The organism is Hymenobacter artigasi (assembly GCF_012275535.1).
Taxonomy (GTDB): domain Bacteria; phylum Bacteroidota; class Bacteroidia; order Cytophagales; family Hymenobacteraceae; genus Hymenobacter; species Hymenobacter artigasi.
In genome coordinates, this window is sequence record NZ_JAAVTK010000005.1 from 256878 (window position 1) to 278002 (window position 21125).

Consider the following 21125-nt stretch of genomic DNA (forward strand, 5'->3'; position numbering starts at 1 on the left):
CGGAGTCTGGCGAAGGGGTAGCATGTTAGAGCACATCGGCAGCCGTCGTAAATGGAGAAGCTGGCAGGCCTTCCTTGTTGTACAGGTTGGCTCCTTCGGGGTTGTCGGCCCAGGCGTAGCGCACCACGGTGGGCGTCGTCACCTGTTCGTTCCAGACCACTACTTTGCCGCCCTCAATCCGGGCTTGGGCCCAGACGAATTTCTTGTCCGGACCCGCCACGGCAAAGCCTTTCAGCTCGCCGCCGCCCTTAGCCATCAGGCCACCGCCAATACTGGCGAAGCTGAGCGTGGCTTTATTCCCCGCTACTTGCATCGCCTGATAGAGCGGGCCGGAAGCCACCACTTTCTTTTCGCCGTAGGCCACTTTTTGGGCGGCCAGCGCGAGGCGGTGGCCCACGGTCTGCTTATCAAGCGGGTGAATGTCGTTCCACTCGCCCACATCCGAAATCACGGCCATGGCAGTGTTCGGCACGGCCAAGGTGCGGCGCTGGGCATCGCGCACGCCCGCCCAGCCGCTTTCGCCGGGCTCTGGTTTCACGGCCATGAAGTTGGCCAGCTGCACGTAGAGAAAGGGCAGCGTGGGTCGCTGCAGGTGGGTGCGCCAGTCGGCAATCAGGCTGGTCATCAGGGCCTCGTAGTCCTGCGGGTGGCCGGTGTTGCTTTCGCCCTGGTACCAGAGCACGCCTTTCACGGCGTAGTTCAGCACCGGCGCAATCATGCCATTGTAGAGGCCGCCGGGCTGGTACTGAAACGTGGTAGTGCCCGGCGTGGGGGCCGAGGTAGCGCCCAACTTATACTGCCAGGGCCCGCGCAGGTCAATGGTTTGGCCACCGGCAATGAGCTGGTAATTCTTCTCCGGCGTGAAGCCGCCGCGCCCGCCATTGCTGATGAGGCGCACCGTAATGACATTTTTGCCGGACTTGAGCACACCGGCTTTCACCTCGTATTTGCGGGGCGGATACTGGTAGCCGGTGCTGCCCACCAGCTGCCCGTTGATGTAAGTGGAGTCGGCATCAACCAGCGTGCCCAGCTCCAGTCGGGCGGGCTGGCCGGCCATGGCGGCCGGCACCTCCACTTCCTTGCGGAACCAGACCACGCCGTTCACCAAGCCCAGGGGCGTCTGGCTGGCCCAGTAGCCGGGCACGTTCATACTGGCCCAGCCGCTGGCGTCGTAGCCAGGGGCCGACCACTTCTGCTGGCCCCGCGCTTCGCCCTGGTCGGCTTGGTAGAGCTGCTTGTACCAGTCGGACACGGCCGCGCCTTCGCGCTGCCGTATGCCCGCTACCATAGCGCTGTCTTTATACTTGGCGCCCTGCTGCTCGTACTTCGGAAACTCCTTCAGGGCGTCGGCGCTCAGCCAGGCTTCGGCCGGCGAGCCACCCACGGCATCCTTGATGATGCCCACCGGCACCTGGTATTTGGCGTTGATTTCCTTGGCGAAGAAGTAAGCCACGCCCGAGAATTGCAGCACGGTTTGCGGGTCGGCCGCAATCCACTTGCCACCGGTTACGTCGGTGCGCAGCCGCTGGAAGTCGTAGGTCAAGGGTATTTCGTATTGCCGGATGCGCGGGTTGGCGGCCTGGGCGATAACGTCGGGGTACTTGTCGCGCAAGCGAAGCATGGGCGTTTCCATGTTCGACTGGCCCGAGCACAGCCATACGTCGCCCACCAGAATATCCTTCACGGTTAGCTCGTTGCTGGCCTTGATGCGCAGGTCGTAGGGGCCACCGGCCTTCATGGCGGGCAGCGTCACGCGCCACTGGCCATCGGAGCCGGTAGTAGCGTCGTACGTTTTGCTTTGGAAAGCCACCGCCACCTTTTCGCCCGGCTTGGCCCAGCCCCAGATGCGCACCGGCTGCTCACGCTGGAGCACCATGCCGTTGCTCACCAGGCGCGGCAAGCGCACCTGTGCCTGCACCGGGCCGGCAGCCAGCAGGCCGCCTACGGTGGCCAAAGTCAGGAAGAAAGTCCTGCGGCTAGCGGCAGGCAGCCATTGCTGCCTTGCTCGTTTAGCCACATAAGGAAGTATATCAGTCATAGCGGAGGGCTGGGTAGTAGGATAAGGTCGGGCCAGGGGTAGGGGTAGGGCCAAGCAGATTGGTTTGCCGCCTGTTGGCAGCGGATACCCGGCTTTACTGACATGCAGTCAACCAAGACAAGAAAGTAAAAAGGCTTTCGTGAGCAATAATTCCGGTTGGAACATAGGTGGCGAAATGCCCGGCCATAAACGAGTGGTCAGTGGCTGGGCGATGGCCGTATTGAATTGCTTGGATGCAATTGGCTTTCTGATTCGGTTAGCTGGCTAGCTCATGCTAAGCAGAATACCCTAAATAGCTCAATGCTGCCGGCCCGCCATAGCGAGCCGGCAGTTGAGTAACGAAGGCGCTAGTAACCCGGATTCTGGGTGATTTTACCGCTGGTGCGGTCAATTTCCGTTTGCGGAACCGGCCGCAATACATGGTAGTCCTTGATGTTGATGGCGGCATTCGAGCCGTACACCCCGCCACCCTGGCTCCGGAAAGCGGGCGCGTAGCTGGTGTTGCGGATGCGGGTGAGCAATTGGCTGGCACCGGCGGCCGTGCGGGTACGCTGCAGGTCGTACCAGCGGGTCATCTCGCCGATGAACTCGCGGGCCCGCTCGTCCAGAATGAAGTCGATGTTGACCTGGGCGGAAGTAATTTCCATCTGGGTCGCTTTGCCGGCAGCGGCGGCGCGGCGGCGCACGACGTTGATGTAGTCGCGGGCCTGGGCCAAGTTGCCCAGGTAGAAGTACGCTTCAGCCGCAATCAGGTAGGTTTCGGACAGGCGGTAGATGATGTTGGGCCGAATCGAGAAACCGTTCACCGACGTGCGGGTGGGCGAGTCGTACTTGTTCATCGTGGGGAAGAACTCCGTGGTGTACTGGCTGGGCTGAATCACCCGGTAGGACGCGGGCTGGCGGGCCGCAATCTGGGCCAGGCGAGCCGCCGACAGCTCGCGGCCGGGGTACCAAGCGGCGGTATCGCCGACTACAGCGGCCGCTTTACCACCGTTGTTGCCGGGCTTGTTCACGCGGTACACGGTGGTGAACCAGCTGTTGTAGCGGGCGTCGGTGGTGCGCAGGGCCGCGCCGGTTTCCAGGGGCGCACCGCTGGCATCGCGCAGGATGTAGTTGTTCTCGGCGTAGTTGGTAAGCGCGTGGCGGGCGAAGGGACGGCCGTAGGGAATGCTGCGCTCCATATTGGGCAGCAGGTCGTAGCGGCTGCGGAAGTTGAAGGCGCCCACGTTCTCGCCGCCGTAGTTGAAGCCGTCGATGCGCGAGAAGGTGGCGTCGCCGTTGAACTGGGCGTTCATCAGCACTTCCTTGCCGTTCTCATTGCCATCGGCAAACACGGCTCCGGGGGTAGCTTCTAGGGCCACGCCGTAGCGCGACTGGGTGTCGATAAGCTCCTTGGCGTATTGGGCGGCCAGGGTGTAGTCGCCGATGGCACCGGCCGGAATGGCCGTGGCGCGGGTCAGGTACACCTTGGCGAGCAGGTGCAGGGCGGTGGCGCGCGTCACGCGGCCGGGCTGGGCAGCTTTGTCGGCAATATCAGCCAGCGACTCGGTCAGGTCCTTGATAATCTGGGTGTACACGCTGGCCATGGGAGCCCGCGAAATGTCCTTGGTGGGCGAATCCACGAAGTTCAGCATCAGCGGCACGTCGCCGAAGTCGCGCACCAGCACGAAGTAGTAGTTGGCACGCAGCAGCTTGGTTTCGGCAATGAGCTGCTTCTGACGGGCCGGCACGATGCCCTGCGCCTGCGGGGCGTAGAGCAGCACGCCATTGGCGTTGTTAATCTGCGAGTAGGCTACCTGCCAGCGGAACGAGTGCGAGCCGTCGTTGAGCGGCGTCAGGTCGTTGGTGTTGTAGTCGCTCAGGCCGCTACTGATGGCCACGCCGTTGGTGAACAGGTCGGTGCCAGCCTCGGTGGTGAAGAAGCCCGAGTCGTTGCCGTAAATCTGGCGCAGCCCCGAGTACACCCCGGTCACGCCCGCCTCCACGCCCTGCGCCGTCTTGAGGAAAGACGGGATCAGTACCGATTGCGGGTTTTCATCCAGAAAGTCTTTGTTGCAGCTAGTGGCCGTTAGAAACAGTGCCGTGCCTAGCGTAATCAATACTATTTTTTTCATGATAATGGCTGATGGAAAAGTTGGTGGTGGATGGAGGGAAGGTGCCGGACCGCCGGGGTACTACCGCCGGTAGCCCGGCACCTTCGCCATCATCTTTTAAAAGCCCAGGTTTACGCCCACAATGAAGGAACGCGTGACCGGGTAGTTGCTGCCACCTTGGAAGTCGATATTGGCCGAGGCAGTGCCCGTATTGCTGAAGCGCGACGAGTACGACAGGGCATCGGGGTCGATGGCCTTGTTGCGCTGGAAGTACTTGTCGGCGGCCCAGATGTAGGGGTTTTGCACCTGCACATACACGCGGGCCGAGCTCATGTAGGCCGATTTGGCCCAGGCGGCCGGAATGGTGTAGCCCAGGTCAATGCTGCGAATCTTGATGAAGGTGCCGCTGTGGTAGCCCAACGTCGAGCCGTAGTTAGGCCACTCGTTGGCGCGGGCCGTCTGGTCGGGCTGGGGGTATTCGTTGCTGGCGTTGGTAGGCGTCCAGTAGTCGAAGTTCAGCTGGTTGCGGCGGCCGGTGTTGGTAGCATAGTAGCTGGGGCCGAAGGAGAACGGGTCCACCACGGTGGCGCCCACGCGGGTCAGGGCCACAATGTTCAGGTCGAAGCCTTTGAAGCGGAAGCGGTTGGTAAAGCCCGCTTCGAACTTGGGCTGGCGCGAGCCGATAATCTGACGGTCGGCACCGTCAATCTTGCCGTCGTTGTTCACGTCTTCCACCTTAATCTGGCCGGGTTTGGAGCCGTATTTCTTGGCCAGGTCAGCCTCGTCGGTTTGCCAGATGCCCAGTTTCTTGAAGTCGTAAATCACGTACAGCGGCTGCCCAATGAAGCGTTGGTTACCAATGTCATCGCGCGGGCTGCCATCGGCATTGTACAGGTTCAGGTCGAGCACGCGCTCGCGGTTCACGGTGAAGTTCCAGTCGGTGCTCCACTCAAAGCCGCCGGGGTTCACTGAACGCACGTTGGCCGTGGTGAGCGAGATTTCAATACCCCGGTTTTGGGTCTGGCCGGCGTTGCGCACAAAAGCGCTGTAGCCGCTGGCAGTAGGCAGCGCGTCGGGCAGCAGCAGGTCGCTGGTGCGCTGCTGGTACAGCTCCACCGAACCCGTGAGGCGGTTGTCAAACAAGCCGAAGTCCAGGCCGAAGTTGGTGGTAGTAGTGTATTCCCAACCCAGAGCCGGATTCGGAATGTTGCTGGGAACTACGCCCACGGCACCTACGGCGCCATAGTTGTAGTAGCCCGAGCCCAGGCCGGCGGCCAGGGAGCCCTGCGTCTGGTAGGGGTTGATGGCGGTGCTGCCCACCCGGCCCAGGCTGGCGCGCAGCTTCAGCACGCTCAGCCAGTCCTGGCCTTTCAGAAACGACTCGTTGGCTACGTTCCAGGCAATAGCGGCCGAGGGGAACTGCTTGTACTTGTTGCCGGGCGCCAGGCGCGACGAGCCGTCGATACGCGAGGTCAGCGTGACCGAGTACCGGTTATCGAACGCGTAGTTGATGCGGGCCATGTAGGACTCCAGCGCCCAGTCGATGGGCTGGCGGTTGGCATTGGTCACGCTGTTGGGGGTGCCTGCGCCCAGGTTGGTGTTGAGCTGATAGTCGGCCAGCGTGGCCTGCACCGAGCCACCAAAACCGTCGTTGTGGTAGGTTTGACGGCTGTAGAGGGCCGTTACGTTCAGGTCGTGCTTCTCAGCAAACGTGCGGTTGCAGGTCAGAATGTTCTCGGCCAGCAGGTTGTAGGCAATGCTCGACCCGCTGCTGGCCGTGTTGTTGCCGTTGCCGTTCTGCGGGGTTTTGGAGGCGTAGAAGGCGTCGTCGGCCTGGGTCCGGCCATCGAGGCCCACGTTGAGGCGGTAGTCCAGCCCTTTCAGGATGTTCACCTGCCCGTAGAGGCTATTGAATGTGCGCAGGCGCCGGCGACGGTCCAGGTGGGCATTGGGCGTATACAGCGTAAGCGGGTTCGAGAGCTGGTCGGCGGTGGGGTATAGCAGGGGAATGCCGTCGTTATCGTAGGCCGAGGCCAGCGGACTAGTCGTCAGAATCTGATACAGCACGTTCACGTTAGGGTCCTTCTCATCCGTGAAAGTGTTCAGCGTGTTCATCCCTACTTTCACCCGGGTTCCTATCTTCTGGTCGAGCGTGCCGCGAATCGAGTAGCGCTCGAAGCGTTGCACTGGCACAATCCCGGTTTCGTCGTAGTAGCCCAGCGAAGCCGAGTACTGCGTCTGCTCGGTGCCGCCGCTCACACCCAGCGTGTGGTTCTGAATGTGGCCATTCTGAAACAGCAGGCTCTGGTAATCGGTGGTTTTACCGGCAGCGTAGTTGGCCCGCTCATCAGCCGTCAGGAAAGTGGTGGCGGTGGCGGGGTCGAAAGTGGGCGTCTGAGCTTTGTAGCCTTGCAGGCGGTAGTCGTAATACTGCTGGCCATTTTGCAGGTCGAACCGGTCGTAGATACGCTTCTGGCCGTAGTATCCGCTGTAGGTGGCACGGGCCGCGCCGGGCTTGCCGCGGCGCGTCGAAATCAGCATAACGCCGTTGGCACCGCGGGCTCCGTAGATGGCCGTCGAAGAGGCATCCTTCAGCACCTCCACCGACAGCAGGTCGTCGGGGTTCAGGTCGTTGATGCTGCCATCGTAGGGCACACCGTCCACCACCAGCAGCGGGTCGTTGCTGCCCGAGAGTGAGCGGTTGCCCCGGATGCGGATGGTGGGCGACTGGCCCGGCGCGGTGCCGTTGCTCGCAATGGTGATACCCGCCGCGCGGCCTTGCAAAGCCTGCGCTACGTTGGCCACCGGCACATCGTGCAGGGCCTGCTCGTCAACCGAGGATATGGCGCCCGTCACCTGGCTTTTGCGCTGCGTACCGTAGCCCACTACCTGAATCTCGTTCAGGGCCTGGGTTTCGGTGGTCAGGCGCGCGCTCACGCTACCCGAGGTGCCCACTGGCACCTCTTTCTTTTCGTAGCCAATCGAGCTGATGACCAGCGTATTGCTCCCCTCTGGCACCGCCAGCGAGTATTCGCCCGAAGCATTGGTGGTGGCCCCGATGGTGGTGCCTTTCACAATGACCGTGACGCCGGGCAGGGCCTCGCCCTTATCGGACGTGATGGTGCCGGAAACCGTGCGGCTGGCCTGTGCGAAGGCTGCCGATGGCATCAGACTACCAAGCAGCAGAACCGCTCCCATAACTGGCGCTAGCGGCCGTAACGGCCGTGGCGCAATGACAGATAAAGGTACTCGCATGATGAATGAGTGGGTTTTGTGGTGGGTTTTTTTGGTTAACTAAGAGGCAGAATCAGAAGCCGATGGAGTTGCCGCCATCCACGGGCAGCGACGCGCCGGTGATGTAGCGGGCCGCCTCGGAGGCGAGGAAAACGGCCGCGTTCCCGATGTCTTCGGGCTGGCCGAATTTGCCCATGGGGGTGCGGCGCATGGCCCGGTCGCGGCGGTCGGGGTCGGAGTTCATGGCCGTGCGGCTCATGGCCGTTTCGATGAAGCCAGGCGCGATGGCATTCACTCGCACGCCGTGGCCCGAAAACTCGGAGGCCAGAACCTTCACCATGCCTTCAACCGCCGATTTGGAGGCCGCGTAGGCCACCACCCGGTCGATGCCGTAGTAAGCGGCCATCGAGGAAATCATCAGAATAACGCCTTTGCGGCGGGCCACCATTCGGGTGGCACAGGCCCGCGTGAGGGCAAATACCGAGTGAAGGTTGGTGTGCAGAATGCGGCTGAATTCATCGTCGGTTACTTCCAGCGCGGGTTTTTTGAGGTTGATGCCGGCGTTGTTTACCAGAATGTCCAGCGGGCCGTGGGTGGCTTCTATCCGGGCCACCAGCCCCTCGATGGAAGACAGGTCGGTGACGTCGTTGACGAGGTACTGCGCCGACTCGCCCAGGTGTTCCACGGCATCGCGCAACACTTCCTCGCGCCGGCCGGTGATGACCACCGTGGCGCCGGCTTCGGTCATGCAGCGGGCTATTTCCAGCCCAATGCCGGTACCTCCGCCGGTTATCAGCGCCAGCTTGCCATCCAACGAAAAGACGTTGGCGGGGTGAGGAAGGTCGGCGATGGCCGCGCCGGATGTATGTACTTGGTTCTCCATGTTGATAAGCGTTGCAGCGAAGAAGCTATTTCAGTTGATAGAAGTCCACCAGATTAGGGCCGAAATACACCCGCCAGGGCCTTCACTTTCTGCAAATATTCCGGCGTGAGGTAGCGGGCGCTGGCGTTCACGTTATTGATGGCCAACCTGTTGATGCCGATGGACGCGTTGGCGCGGGCATAATCAGTGTAGCGTGGGTCGAGCCGCTCGGGCAGCTCGTACCATTTCCAGATGGAAGAGCCCGCGTAGCCGCGCTCCACGGTGCCGTTAGGATTGTCCCAATGATTGAGCAGGCGGTACTGAATGCGCGGGTTGCTGGCCTGCGTCAGGTTGGCCAACGACTGGCCGGTTTGTAGGTGCCGCAGCAGCGCGTACACGCCGTAAAGCACGCCGGCCCCGCTCCTACCCGTCAACACCACGTCGCGGCCCTGGCTGGAAATGCGGTAACCGTCGGTGGTCTGAGTAATTGTAATTCCGGCAACGTTTGCAGTCGGGCTTACGATTAAAGAAATTCCGCGGTTGGTACTACTTGCCTGGGGCTGGGCCACCAGCGGCACCGGCTGGTCCAGCAACCCCTGCAACCCGCGCTGCAACTCGCTGACGGCGGTTCTAAGCACGGCAGAGGTGCTCCCTTCGACAGCAATGTATTGGGCAGCTTGCCGGTAGGCATTGCGCTGGGCTACGTCCGTAATCAGGTCATACTTCTGCCACAGCATGTAGCCGTCGGCGGCCTTGCTGCGAGGCGAGGCGGCGACAAATGCCAACGGTAGCAGGAAAGACCGGAGCAACATGGGGTGGGATTTGGGAAGGGCTAGGCGGAGAGGGAGGCGGCGTGGCGGAGGGTGGCAGGCGGCGCTTCTGCTGCCAGGCCGCGCCGGATGCCGTATTCCAGGCCGCGCAGCTCGGCTAGCCCGCGCAGACGGCCAATGGCCGAGTAGCCGGGGTAGGTTTTTTTGTGGAGGTCGTCGAGCATCTGGTGGCCGTGGTCGGGGCGCATCGGAATCTGGGAAGTCCGCGCTCCGTTCAGGCGGCGGCGCTGCTCTTCCAGCACCAGCTCGCGCACCACGGCGTACATGTCCACGTCGCCGGTCAGGTGGTCGGCCTCGTGGAAGTTGCGGGGGTTTTCCTCGCGCTTGGTGGCCCGCAGGTGTATGAAGTGAATGCGCGAGGCAAACTGACGGGCAATGGCGGGCAGGTCATTATCGGCCCGCACGCCCAAGGAGCCCGTGCAGAACGTGAGGCCGTTGGCCGGCACGTTGCAGGCAGCGAACAGCTGCTCGATGTCGGCCGCGGTGCTCACCACGCGGGGCAGGCCCAGTAGCGGATAAGGCGGGTCATCGGGGTGAATGCAAAGACCAATGCCAAGCTCTTCAGCTACGGGAGCCACTTCGCGGATGAAATAGTGCAGGTTCTCGCGCAGGGCCGCGGCATCGATGGTGGCGTATTCGTTCAGCAAATCCTGAAAGCCCGACAGCTCAAAAGCTTCTTCAGAGCCGGGCAAGCCCAGGAGCACCGTGTTGGTCAGCGCCGCAGCTTCCTCGGCACTCATGGCGGCAAATTGCTGGCGGGCGGCCTCGACCACGGCGGGCTCGTAGTCGTTTGCAGCCCCGGGGCGCTGCAGAATGCAAAGGTCGAACACGGCGAAATCCTGCCACACAAAGCGCAGGGCCAGGGAGCCGTCGGGCATTTCGTAGCGCAGGTTAGTGCGCGACCAATCCAGCATCGGCATGAAGTTGTAGCACACCGTCCGGATGCCGCAGGCGGCCAGGTTGCGCAGCGAGGCTTTGTAGTTCGCTATGTACGACTCGCGAGAAGGCCGCCCTTTTTTAATGTCTTCGTGCACCGGCAGGCTTTCCACTACCACCCAACCCAGGGGCGAATGCGAGTCGTTGTTGACTTCAATGAGTTGCTGGCGCGCCTGGATTTCGCTCACGGGCCACACCGCGCCCACGGGCAGCTGATGCAGGGCCGTCACGATTCCCGCGCACCCGGCCTGCCGGATATCGAAAAGCGAAACGGGGTCGTGAGGACCGAACCAACGCATGGTGTGTAGCATAAGATTCTTCGTCAGAATACAATTTACTTGTATCGGCAGTCGTCTGGTTGAGTAGCATCCCCGAAAAGTTTCCGGAAACACCTTTTCTGAACTTCTTACCGAAAGTACATCATGTTACCGCTATATCAACACCCCAAAAAGTGCCCAAACACTTATTTTTCGCATAAAAACTATCGGTAACGATTCCGGAATCGTTACCGATAGTTTTTATTTCGGGTGATACTCTGAAAAATAATTTGTGTATTACCTTTGAACAAGTAGATAAAGCATAGGTGAAAATTGGTGTCGAAAAAGGTCTTTTTATAAAAAAAGTACAAATCAAGATGATAACCTGCGTCAAATGCAAGCTGAGTAGCTCGGTTCTGAAAGCCGGCTTCGTGAGAGGCCGCCAGCGTTTTCTGTGCAAAGCCTGCGACTACCACTTCACGGAAGAAAAGCCCGCCGGGCAGCTCACCGAGCGCCGCCGCAGCCAAACCACCATCGGCGACGTGGCCAAAGCCGTTGGCGTGGCTTCCTCCACGGTGTCGCGGGCGCTGAACGGGCACACCGACATCAGTCCCGTAACGCGTCAGGCCATTCTGGACGTAGCACGACAGATGGACTACCACCCCAACCTACTGGCCCAGAGCCTTAAAAGCCGGGAAACGCACACGCTGGGTGTTATCATTCCGGACATTGAGCGGCCGTTTTTTGCGACCGTGGTGAGCGGCATTCAGTCCGTGGCCTCCGAGGCGGGCTACCAGGTTATGATTTGTCAGTCGAAGGAATCATATGAGACGGAGGTGAGCAACGTGCAGGCCCTGGTGGCCAGCCGTGTCGACGGCCTGCTCATCTGCCATTCCCGCGAAACCGAGAACTTCGACCACGTGAAACCCGCCGCCTGCCGGGGCGTGCCTGTGGTGCATTTCGACCGCGTGAGCAACGAAGTAGAAAGCGCCAAGGTCATTCTCGACGACTGGAACGGGGCTTACAACGTGACGGAGCACCTCATTCAGCAGGGCGCCCGGCACATTGCCATCCTGGCCGGGCCCGAGTCGCTGCTCATCAGCCGCAACCGGCTGGCCGGCTACCAGCACGCCCTCAAGCGCTACCAGCTGCCCCTGCGCCCCGAATACGAGGTGCATATCGACTTTCGGACCGAAGAAGCCGAAGCCACCCTCGATGCTTGGCTGGCCCTACCCGAGCCGCCCGACGCCATTTTCGCCATCAACTACACCAACGCCTTCGACCTGCTGGTGGCCCTCAAAAAACGTGGTCTGCGCGTACCCGACGACATTGCCGTGGTGGGCTTTGGCGATGAGTTTATGGCTTCCATGATAGAGCCTGGCCTGACTACAGTCAACCTCCACCCCCACCGCATTGGCCAGCAGGCGGCTCGGCTTTTCCTGGAGCAGGTGCGCCAGAAAGAAGATTTCAAGCCCCGCACGTTCGTTATTACCGGCGAGTTGGTCATTCGTGGCTCATCGCTGAAAGGCCTGGGCAAATCATTTCGGCTGTCTATTTAGAAGTGTGAGCCGGTATGGTTCAGTTCCAAAATCGGCTCGATGCGGAGGCGGCAACTCCCTCCCTTCAAAGCGTAAGAACCAGTACCCTCCGGCGCGTATGGCAGTTTTTGGGGAAGTGTCCTTGACAGATTGAAAAACGTCCGGGGCAGCGGCAACTGGCAGCCTGCTGATTAAAGCACCTGTCCGAAAAACAGTTGTCTGCCGCAGGCCTAATAAACGGACCGGGCACCGATGGTTTTGGCCACCTATCGCAAACGGTACCGGTAGCTTAGCCTTAAAATCATCTATCTATCAAATAGTTGTGCAGGAAAAAGGCGCTTCTATATTTACACAATAGTCTGGCTGATATAATGGCCTACGACCCGTTTTTGCTATTTCCTGGTACTGCTTTCCTACCTTAAAATTCCCCATGCTCACTTGTTTCAAAGCAACCGTTTCGGCGCCCATACTGGCCGCTTCCCTGGCTTTAATAGGCACCTGCCAAAGCAACAATTCCACGCAAGAGACCCCGGCCACTGCTGAAACTGCGCAGGTCAACCCCACCGCGGCCAAAAAGCCCCTGTCCGAACCGTTGGTACGGGATATCTACACCGCCGACCCTTCAGCCCACGTGTTTGAGGGCAAGATTTACATCTACCCGTCGCACGACATCGAAGCCGGAATTGCGGAGAATGACAAGGGCGACCATTTCGCCATGCGCGACTACCACATTCTGTCCATGGACAGCATCAACGGCAAGGTGACCGACCACGGCGTGGGGCTCGACATCAAGGACATTCCCTGGGCCGGCCGGCAGTTGTGGGCCCCCGACGCCGCCTTCAAAAACGGCACGTACTACCTCTACTTCCCGGTGAAGGACAAGCAGGATGTTTTCCGCATCGGCGTAGCCACCAGCAAGTCGCCCACCGGCCCCTTCAAAGCGGAGCCCGCGCCCATTGCCGGCAGCTTCAGCATCGACCCTGCCGTGTTTACCGACTCCGACGGCGAGGCCTACATGTACTTCGGGGGCCTTTGGGGTGGCCAACTCCAGCGCTGGCAAGGCGGGACGTACAACCCCAACGCCGCCGAGAAAGAGCCCAGCACCGCCGTGCCCGCTCTCAACGCGCGCATGGCCAAGCTCAGCCCGGACATGAAGCGATTTGAGGGCCCGGTGGAGGAAGTTGTGATTCTGGACGAGAACGGCAAGCCGCTGCAGGCCAGCGACACCAACCGCCGCTTCTTCGAAGGCGGCTGGATGCACAAGTACAACGGCAAGTACTACTTCTCCTACTCCACCGGCGACACTCACCTGCTGGTGTATGCTACCGGCAGCTCGCCCACCGGCCCATTCACCTACCAGGGCGTCATCATGCAGCCCGTGCAGGGCTGGACCACGCACCATTCCATTGTGCCTATCAAAGACAAGTGGTACATCTTCTACCACGACACCCAACTCTCCGGGAAAACCTGGCTTCGCAACATCAAGGTCACCGAACTGAAGCGCCGGGCCGACGGCGCCATTGAGACCATCACGCCCTAAACCGGGCCACGCGTGCTGAAACAAGCCAGGGCTATTGCAGGCCGCTGCTCGACCAGCCCAAGCCCACCCAGGCCAACGGCAACTGGGTCGTACCCGGTAGGGCCTACTTCTGTGCCTTTCAGGATATGAGCACCAAGCACGTGGTCGGCTGGCGCGTGGGCGCAAGTATGCCCGAAGAACTGGTGACCACCGCCTTGCAGCGGGCTTTTTTCGGCCAGCCGCCCACCCCGGGCCTGGTCGTCCACTCCGACCGGGGTCGTACCCGGTAGGGCGGGCAGTACTGTGGCAATGTCTACCGTGCCCTGCTCCGCCAGCACGGGGCCCTGCGCTCGCAGAGCCGCCGCTGCGACTGCTACGATAATGCCCAAGCCGAAAGCCTGTGGTCCCGGCTCAAAACCGAGGTGCTCGAAGGGCGCGAGTGGCCGGTTTTTGCCGAGGTGGCCGACGCCCAGGCCAGCGTCGCCGACTATTTTGACTGGTATAATCACGAGCGCCTGCACTTCAGCATCGGTTATCAGATGCCCTATCACACACACCAACAACTACTTCAAACTACTGTCCTAAATTGTCCAGCGTAAATGGACCACCTCAAAGATGGTCGTTCCATTTTTAGATTCTTTCCCCTTGCCTGTCGATTCCCATTTACGGGTTCGACACTGCTCATCTCCCCAGACCTACATTGCTTATTTCAGGATTTTTCCGTTTTTCCAAACTTCTTCTTTTACTTTTCTTCGGTTTATAGCAGTAGCTGTTTAGGCGTGCATTGGCGTTAAATGCAGCCGGGACGCCATGCTTTCAAAACCCGCTGTCGGTTCAAATAATGCTGGCTTCACCCCGGCAACGAGCGCATGGCGGAGGCCGACCAACTCCTCCGAAAATATAGGTAGGCAGAACACCGGTGTGTCACGCTGTCCGCCAGTACATCTCCAACAGCGGCCCTTGCACGCATAAAGCCGGGACTTGGGGCAGTAACTGCTGGGGAGTACTTGGAGCATTGCCTCCCCTACTGGAATTGGCGGCTCGGTAGTAGCTGTTCCCCAGCCTGCGCCAGGGCATCGCGTTGCGGCCGCTTCGCCCGGGGAGGGATTAAGTAGGCGAATTAGGGGTTAAGGCGCTGTCAATGGTCGATACCGTCCCGGCCGTAGAAAGCCGCTTCCGGCTCATCATCCCTGACGAGCTACCCCTGCGCCTACCCGCCGATTGTGTGCCCCCCCCCCTGCACGAGCCGTTGCCTGAAGGGAACATTGGCTATGACTGCCCCCTACCCCCCTTCGCGAACAGTTGGCCAGTCGCGATGCCAAGCTCGTCAGCGAGGGCACCGGCAGCACCTGGCGGGCACTGGCCCAGCGGGGCCTGCTGGAAGTAGAAGACCAGTTGCCCTACGTAGTGACCGGCTCGCCCCCAACCATGCACTACCATCTGCCGCAAGCTCGCCCGGCAGCTGACGGGGGAAGTACGTGCCCCGAACCCCACCAAAGTGCTGGACCGGGCCACCTGGCAGCTACTGGCGCAGTTGTGGCACCGCCACCCCAACGCCATGCACCAAGTGCCGGCCTATGCCAGTGGCGAAGTTTTCAGCCGACTCGAACGAAGCGCCCCGTCGCAAAAAGTGCTCGGGCAGGCAAATCAGGAACGTCTGGTGGAAGGATAGCCTACGTACAGCCTGACAACGGCGGGCCGGATTTACTATTACCAGCACTTTACGGCCAACACTGCGGCCCACCCCGGCGTGGCCGCGGCAGACCCGGGCCCCCTGCCTGTCGAGTTGGCACTTCGCCTGGAGCAGTTAGTTGAATAAGCCCGGGGATTGGTGCACGTCCCTCCGACCGGTTTGTTTGAGCAGTGGCAGCAGGCGCTGCGCACAGGTTTCTCGGCGTTCCCTTTGTAACTGGAGCCCTACCAGCGCCAGGACTGGGTACGTCGCGGACTGCCCGAATCCCCACCGGTGGTCGGGGAGCCGGAGCCGGGTAGATGGGGCAGCAACCTGTACGCGAGCTGGCGCCTTTACGCGCGTGATTGGTACCTGCGTCACCAGCTAGCGCCGGCCGACTGGAATCGTTATTGCCTTTGGCAGGCCGTTTAGCTGGTAGCGGGCAAGCTGGAGTGGCAGCGCAACCGACTGTATGCTCGGGCGTTTTATTCCGAAAAAATCAGGGTAGTGCGCAGCTCCCTGGGTCGCTTCATTTCCAACTATCAGGTCCGCGAACTCAGCACCCTGATGCTACAGCTGGTGCTTAAGAATCGCTGCTCCTGCTGGCTGGTCAATCTTCGACACGTGGAAAACATCAACGTGCTCTTGCTACGCCGGGGATTAGTGGACGGCTTTATCCAGGCGGGCTTGCAACTCGCGTCCGCAGCCTCCTTACGGGTGGCGTTCGTGGCTCCGCCCATACCACTCGCCGACTGGCAGACCGACTGGCAGACCGACTGGCAGGCCAGCTTGCCGACGGCATTGAAATGGGATGTTTTTGAGTGGCACGAATTGCCGAATGAGCCGGCGGCGGAAGTCTGGCTAGCCCATTCACCATTCATGAGAACCCACCCTGCGCACGGCCATTAGGTTTTACGACCCGTTCTGTGGCTAACCTAGGTAACGGGTTAAACAGGATAAAAGGGTCGATAATGACCTTAAGTGGGGAAAAATCTCCCCTGTATCGTAGTGAAATAAAACGGAGCATTTCGCATAGGCTACCAGTTTATTTTTATAAAGACATAAAGACAAAAAGCCCATAAAGACAAGCTCAAGAGCAGATGGTGGCTTTTTTTCGGGGGAAAATTTTTCATCCAATGGCCTTTATACCAAAGATTTATTTAAAAAATAAAGATAATATATACATCAAGACTGTAAAGACCTGTTTTATATAAAGCTAAACTTTACCATCTTTGCATCAAGATAGTCTGTACATCAATTCTTAAAGATGAAAGTCATTGCAATTGCCCAGCACAAGGGTGGGGTAGGGAAAACGACTTCCGCGCTTGGCATTGGCCACTCGCTGGTGCTGCTTGGGCACCGGGTGCTGCTCATCGACTGTGACCCGCAAAGCAACCTCACCTCCACCTTTGCCGGCGTGCAGGCCCCGAACCTGTGCATGGTTTTGCGGGGCGAGGCGACGTTGGCCGAGGTGGTGCAGCCCGTGGGGGATAAGCTGAGCCTGATAGGCTCCCGGCCTGAGCTGAGCCCACTCGAGCGCATGATTGGGGCCGATGCGACCCATCCCAACCTGCTGCGCCGGCAGTTGGCGGGTTTGCAGGGCCAATTCGATTATGTCATCATCGATACGCCGCCTTCGATGGGCCCGATGACGGTGATGAGCCTGACTGCGGCCCATTACGTGCTGGCTCCCATGCGCCCCGACCCATTCGCATTCGCCGGCTTCTACAAGCTACTTGATATGCTGGAAGCTGTGCGGGACAATTTCAACCCGGCGCTGGAGCTGAAGGGCGTTTTTCTGACGCAGTACCATCCGAGTTACCGGGGGCAGGTGTACCACGATTTTGCGGCGGAACTGGCGCAGCAGCCGCGCGTGAAAGGCCTTCTAACGGACACGTCCATTCGCATCAACGCCAAACTGGTGGAAGCGGTGGCCCTGAAAAAGAGCATTCACGCCCATGCCCCCGAATCCAACAGCGCGCACGACTACCTGGCTCTCACCGAAGAAATTTTAACCCGGATTGCCCAATGAGCAAGCAGCCCCGCCCCAGTTTCGCCACCACCGTTGTAGCCGACATTACGGGGGTTTCTCCTCAGGGTGTCAATCCCGACCAGGCCCTGTGGCCTAATGCCGGCACTATTCGCCCGGCTAATGAGGCTGGCGTCGCTAAGTCGGAGCCGACTTTGGCAATGCAGGATGCCGGCAAACAAGCCAATCTTTCCAATAAAGACAGTCTTTACGATAAAGATATCAAGCCGGAAAAGATTGTCTTTTCCAATAAGCTGGAAGCGGCTACTTACCTGAAGCTTCAGCAACTGGCAACGTACGGCGGCGAGAATATTCAGGAGATTCTGGAAGCAGCGCTGACGGCTTATTTCGAGGGGAAAGAGGAAGCTTCCCGGCCCTTGCCCCCCAAGGTCCTGACCGTGTTGCGGAAAAAATATCCGTTTCTGTAACCACTGCGCTGGGCTTTGCGGTGCGATGGTCGCGGGCAGCCATTAGGGAACATGCTCCTGGATGCGTTTATGGCGGCTACCGCCCGCTATTGGGTTCAAGGCAACGAAGAACAGAACGCGCAGCTTGAACAAGGCAAACTGCTTGCATTGCCCTTCCAAGCCCAACAGCCGCTTGAGGTCGTGCACCAAGGGCGTCCGGGTACCGAAGCTGCCATACTGCTTCAGCAACCAATAAATTCGGTAGGAGTGGGCACTTTTGAGCTAGAGCAGCTGCAGCAGCTGAGCCTGCGTAAAGTTACCCTCGTTGAGCTGCAGCAGGTGGTCGCGCACCCGGTCGTTGAACCGCACCACCAGCGACCGCTCCTCACTGCTGTAGTCCGCGTAGGCCATGAGCGGCGGGTTGGAAAAGCTGGGTGTGTCCTCTGCAGCCTTGTTAACCGCTTTTTTCTTGCTGGGACACTCGATGTACAACACCCGTGAAGCCAGTAGGGCACACATGTCTTTGAGTTGCTGATAATCGTTGCTACTCGGCCGCCGACCCGAAAGGGCCACCACCTTCGTGACCGGGATGCGCATCTCACTGAACTCCGTATCGTCGCATTGAATGCGCGAGAGCGTAGCCATGAACAGTCGCATCTCCAAGGTGGTGAGCGCAAACCGGGCGTTCACCAAATCGTTTCATTGTACGACCAACTTGCTGACGGTGTCGGGTTTCGGCGGGTCGAATAAGGAAACCTGCATGGTGGGGTGGGGGAGGGTAGAAGCTTGAGACAGCAAAGTATTACAAATATTAGCGGTGGTCTATTATAGGGTGAGATTATAATTATCAATTACGATTTTAATTCGGGCGGTGTGCATGGCCAAGGATTTGCTGAACGAGCAGGACTTGCGCACGAGCACGCCGCAACGCTGGCGCAGGGAACAATTAATAGCCTCGACGATGCTGGTCTGCCCCCCGCCTTTGGGGCTGGGCCGGTGCTGCCACCGCGGCAGCACCTTGGCGTAGGCTTTCCACTCGTCGGTGAAGAACCAACAATGCCGGCGGTAATGCACCGGCCGCGACTGCCACAACTGGCGCAGGGGCGCTTGACCCCGGCTGCCCAGCGTCCAGCCCACGATGCGCCGCCGGGTCCGCTCAATAACCAGCCACAGCCACCGAGCAGCATCGCCACCACGTCCTCGACCCACCGGTCAGCGGGCGGTAAGGCTGCCTGTTCCAGTCCCAAGCGCCACGCGATACAGGAACGCACCAAGGCAGGGGTACTTTTCCGTTCTCAGAGCAGCTTTCCAGCTGTTACTTCTTCGACTTTAGACTTGGGAAGCGGCCCTGAAGTTCGGTTATGATAAAAGCCGGAAGCGGGCACATGAGTTTGCCAGCCTGTTTGGCCAAGTTGCCGGCTTTACGGGCAGCGACTACTTTTTTCAGGGCATCGTCGTTGGGCGCCACAAGTTGTAAAATGCGCTGGGCCATCGGCTTGTCGATACCGTCCTCAAGCAGCAAGCTATAGGTAAGTTTACGGCGGTCATCAAACTGAGCCAGGAAGGCTTCAAAGCCAGCGTCGTCCTGTACCGGCAGGCCCTGGCCAAGCCGGTTTTTGGTGCGCTCGGACTTTTCGGGCCGCTCCGGCGGCGGGAGGGCGAACTTGATGGCCGTAACCTTCTTTCCTGTTTTGACGGCCTCATAGGAGAAGGGAAAACCTACGTCCTCGGCCCCGAGTTGCTTAACGGCGACCTCCAGCACATAGCGGTTGAAGTCGCCCCATTTCCCGTAGGGGCTATTACCTTCAAAAAGATAGTCCTGGAGTTTGTCGAGCGCGATTTCTTTGGAACCCAGCGACTGATATGATTTGAGAATCCAGTAGAGCCGCTGGGAGTTAGCATTCTTGATGACAAGTAGCTTCTTCACATCGGCTGAGGTGAAGCCGGGCTTGCTGCCTTCAACCACCTTAGTGATTTCCATGAGGTAAGGGCGAATCTTCGGGGCGAAGTTGCCGGTTACCAAGCCCGTACCGGCGTCGATGCCGATATCGGAAACGATACGGGTGCGGTACTCACTGTTCTGGGGGTTAGAGCCCACCGGCACCAGTCGCAGGTCATGTTCGTAAAGAGCCTTGCACGCGGCGCCCACCAAGCGGTAGGCCTTGCCTCCGGCATCAGGGTAGATATCAGTAATCTTCAAGCGTATGGGCGGGAGCGGCCCCTCGTCATTCTGATGGATGCCCTGGAGAGCCATGACCATGATGCGGGCTTCTAGCTCGCCCATGTGAAGGTTGGTGCGAATGAGGTTGTTGTGCTGGAATATAACGTCGTTGCGCGCTGGGGTAGTATCCATTAGGCGGAGTTGTCAGACTAATAAGTGTAAAGATAACAAGAGTCTTTTAACTATGGTAATTAAACACTCAATTACCATACATGATACGCATTGGCCTTTTTCAGCCGGGTCCTTACCATACTTGTCGGAACCTTTACCATACATAGCCTTACTCTTTACCCATTATTCCAAGCGGAACTCCTACCACAGTTGGCGGAACCTTTACCATAGATAGGTTTATTCTTTACCCGTTATTCTAAGCGGAACCTTTACCACAGTTGGCGGAACCTTTACCATAGATGGACTTACTCTTTGCCCATTGTTCCAAGCGGAACTCCTACCACAGTTGGCGGAACCTTTACCATAGATAGATTACGGTTACCACAGTTAGCGGAACCTTTACCATACATACCGGAACCTCTACCACAGTTGGCGGAACCTTTACCATACATGCTCCATCGGTGCCAGCTAGGGTCATTTTTACGAGATTGACAACAAGGAGAAAATACTTCAGAGCAAAAATTAATGTACATACATCGGTCGGCCAGCTTGCGGAGCTTCGTTCGCGCAGGACCCGCCGACTCTTTTTCTTAAAAGCTTTCGCTTGAAAATGCGAGCAGGCAGGCCCCTTTTTTTTAATCATAAAAAAAAAATGGGCGAAGCCCCATCTTCTCTTTTCTTTAATCTTCTATCTTCTATCTTCTAGGGCGCCGTACCGACTGGGGATGAGTTAGTTGTGAGCTTATCTCTGGTAAAGGTTCCGCTAAAAAGTGATAATGGTTCCGTTCTTAAATGGTAACACTTCCGCTAACTATGGTAGGAGTTCCGCTCAAGACTGGTAGAGGTTCCGCCGATGTATGATAAAGGTTCCGTCAACTGTGGTAAAGGTTCCTAGTGCTCAGTTAGGCAAGTTGACGAGCAAAACACAGGTTCTGGCGTTGAGGGTGTGTAGCCCGTCCCCTCACTCCCTTTTTGCTGCCGGCTGCTGACCAGTCCGCCCTCGAATCATTCACGCGTACCGGTCGCCGCCCGGTGCGGGCCGTACGCCGCGCGCAGGCGCTGCTGGCCCTGGCCACCGGCATCGGCCAGCAGGCCGCCGGGCAAGTGGCTGGCCTAAGCCGCCAGACCGTGAGCCAACTCCGTGCTCGCTATGAGCAAGGCGGCTGGCAATTTGCCCTGGCCGAGGCCCCGCGCAGCGGCACGCCCCCGCGCCTCGACGGCCCCCAACGGGCGGCACTCACGGCGCTGGCCTGCACGCCTGCTCCCACCGGGCACAGCCGCTGGACGCTGCGCCTGCTGGCCGATAAAGCCGTGGAATGATGCCTGGTGGACACGATTTCGCACGAAACGGTAAGCCAGGTACTTAAAAAAACGAGCT

Annotated in this window: 16 protein-coding genes; 7 read left to right on the forward strand and 9 right to left on the reverse strand. The window is 59.3% G+C overall.

All coding sequences use genetic code 11. The features are described from left to right. Positions 1-25: 25 nt before the first annotated feature. From HBN54_RS10945 to uxuA, 6 genes are all read right to left on the reverse strand, one after another. The gene (locus tag HBN54_RS10945) at positions 26-1954 is read right to left on the reverse strand and encodes a sialate O-acetylesterase (RefSeq protein WP_235955483.1); all 1929 of its coding nucleotides are present in this window, start codon (positions 1952-1954) and stop codon (positions 26-28) included. 431 nt (positions 1955-2385) lie between these two features. Continuing rightward, positions 2386-4152 carry a RagB/SusD family nutrient uptake outer membrane protein gene (locus tag HBN54_RS10950; RefSeq protein ID WP_168673231.1) on the reverse strand — a complete coding sequence of 589 codons (1767 nt, stop codon included), beginning with the start codon at positions 4150-4152 and terminating at the stop codon, positions 2386-2388. A gap of 96 nt (positions 4153-4248) precedes the next feature. After that, positions 4249-7299, reverse strand: a complete 3051-nt coding sequence (locus HBN54_RS10955) for a SusC/RagA family TonB-linked outer membrane protein (protein ID WP_168673232.1) — start codon at positions 7297-7299, stop codon at positions 4249-4251. A 139-nt stretch (positions 7300-7438) separates the two neighbouring features. Beyond that, on the reverse strand, positions 7439-8248 hold the full coding sequence (locus HBN54_RS10960) for an SDR family NAD(P)-dependent oxidoreductase (protein ID WP_168673233.1): 810 nt from the start codon (positions 8246-8248) through the stop codon (positions 7439-7441). A gap of 53 nt (positions 8249-8301) precedes the next feature. After that, a complete protein-coding gene (locus HBN54_RS10965) occupies positions 8302-9039 on the reverse strand; it encodes an alpha-glucuronidase family glycosyl hydrolase (RefSeq protein ID WP_168673234.1) in 738 nt (245 codons plus the stop codon). A 20-nt stretch (positions 9040-9059) separates the two neighbouring features. Next, a complete protein-coding gene (gene uxuA / locus HBN54_RS10970; RefSeq protein WP_168673235.1) occupies positions 9060-10292 on the reverse strand; it encodes a mannonate dehydratase in 1233 nt (410 codons plus the stop codon). Positions 10293-10627: 335 nt separating this feature from the next. Here uxuA and HBN54_RS10975 point away from each other — a divergent pair, with 335 nt between their 5' ends. The 6 genes from HBN54_RS10975 (at position 10628) to HBN54_RS11000 (ending at position 17436) form a co-directional block, all read left to right on the forward strand. Continuing rightward, a complete protein-coding gene (locus HBN54_RS10975) occupies positions 10628-11809 on the forward strand; it encodes a LacI family DNA-binding transcriptional regulator (protein WP_168673236.1) in 1182 nt (393 codons plus the stop codon). 409 nt (positions 11810-12218) lie between these two features. Continuing rightward, positions 12219-13328 (forward strand): glycoside hydrolase family 43 protein, encoded by a 1110-nt coding sequence (locus HBN54_RS10980; RefSeq protein ID WP_168673237.1) that lies wholly within the window; start codon positions 12219-12221, stop codon positions 13326-13328. A gap of 377 nt (positions 13329-13705) precedes the next feature. Further along, complete coding sequence (locus HBN54_RS24125) at positions 13706-13906, forward strand: integrase core domain-containing protein (protein WP_382214699.1); 201 nt, start codon at positions 13706-13708, stop codon at positions 13904-13906. Between the two features lie 1580 nt (positions 13907-15486). Beyond that, on the forward strand, positions 15487-15888 hold the full coding sequence (locus tag HBN54_RS10990; protein WP_168673238.1) for a hypothetical protein: 402 nt from the start codon (positions 15487-15489) through the stop codon (positions 15886-15888). A 358-nt stretch (positions 15889-16246) separates the two neighbouring features. Then, complete coding sequence (locus HBN54_RS10995; RefSeq protein ID WP_168673239.1) at positions 16247-17011, forward strand: ParA family protein; 765 nt, start codon at positions 16247-16249, stop codon at positions 17009-17011. Beyond that, positions 17008-17436: a hypothetical protein gene (locus HBN54_RS11000; RefSeq protein WP_168673240.1), complete on the forward strand. Its 429-nt coding sequence runs from the start codon at positions 17008-17010 to the stop codon at positions 17434-17436. The genes HBN54_RS10995 and HBN54_RS11000 overlap by 4 nt, the downstream gene beginning before the upstream one ends. 261 nt (positions 17437-17697) lie before the next feature. On the opposite strand, the gene HBN54_RS23510 is transcribed toward HBN54_RS11000, so the two are convergent. The 3 genes from HBN54_RS23510 to HBN54_RS11020 form a co-directional block, all read right to left on the reverse strand. Further along, entirely contained in the window at positions 17698-18105 is a 408-nt protein-coding gene (locus tag HBN54_RS23510; RefSeq protein WP_382214695.1) for a replication initiation protein, read from the reverse strand. Positions 18106-18240: 135 nt separating this feature from the next. Further along, positions 18241-18624 (reverse strand): IS1 family transposase, encoded by a 384-nt coding sequence (locus HBN54_RS11015; RefSeq protein WP_168673243.1) that lies wholly within the window; start codon positions 18622-18624, stop codon positions 18241-18243. Positions 18625-18730: 106 nt separating this feature from the next. Next, a complete protein-coding gene (locus tag HBN54_RS11020) occupies positions 18731-19768 on the reverse strand; it encodes a replication initiation protein (RefSeq protein WP_168673244.1) in 1038 nt (345 codons plus the stop codon). Positions 19769-20719: 951 nt separating this feature from the next. Here HBN54_RS11020 and HBN54_RS11025 point away from each other — a divergent pair. Continuing rightward, on the forward strand, positions 20720-21067 hold the full coding sequence (locus tag HBN54_RS11025; protein ID WP_168673245.1) for a helix-turn-helix domain-containing protein: 348 nt from the start codon (positions 20720-20722) through the stop codon (positions 21065-21067). Positions 21068-21125: the final 58 nt, after the last annotated feature.

What these genes read in the sequence shown, in the direction of transcription:
- HBN54_RS10950 (WP_168673231.1), bottom strand. Translation starts at nt 4,152, where the DNA reads ATGAAAAAAATAGTATTGATTACGCTAGGCACGGCACTGTTTCTAACG.
- HBN54_RS10955 (WP_168673232.1), bottom strand. Translation starts at nt 7,299, where the DNA reads ATGCCATCGGCAGCCTTCGCACAGGCCAGCCGCACGGTTTCCGGCACC.
- HBN54_RS10960 (WP_168673233.1), bottom strand. Translation starts at nt 8,248, where the DNA reads ATGGAGAACCAAGTACATACATCCGGCGCGGCCATCGCCGACCTTCCT.
- HBN54_RS10965 (WP_168673234.1), bottom strand. Translation starts at nt 9,039, where the DNA reads ATGTTGCTCCGGTCTTTCCTGCTACCGTTGGCATTTGTCGCCGCCTCG.
- uxuA (WP_168673235.1), bottom strand. Translation starts at nt 10,292, where the DNA reads ATGCGTTGGTTCGGTCCTCACGACCCCGTTTCGCTTTTCGATATCCGG.
- HBN54_RS10975 (WP_168673236.1), top strand. Translation starts at nt 10,628, where the DNA reads ATGATAACCTGCGTCAAATGCAAGCTGAGTAGCTCGGTTCTGAAAGCC.
- HBN54_RS10980 (WP_168673237.1), top strand. Translation starts at nt 12,219, where the DNA reads ATGCTCACTTGTTTCAAAGCAACCGTTTCGGCGCCCATACTGGCCGCT.
- HBN54_RS10995 (WP_168673239.1), top strand. Translation starts at nt 16,247, where the DNA reads ATGAAAGTCATTGCAATTGCCCAGCACAAGGGTGGGGTAGGGAAAACG.
- HBN54_RS11000 (WP_168673240.1), top strand. Translation starts at nt 17,008, where the DNA reads ATGAGCAAGCAGCCCCGCCCCAGTTTCGCCACCACCGTTGTAGCCGAC.
- HBN54_RS11020 (WP_168673244.1), bottom strand. Translation starts at nt 19,768, where the DNA reads ATGGATACTACCCCAGCGCGCAACGACGTTATATTCCAGCACAACAAC.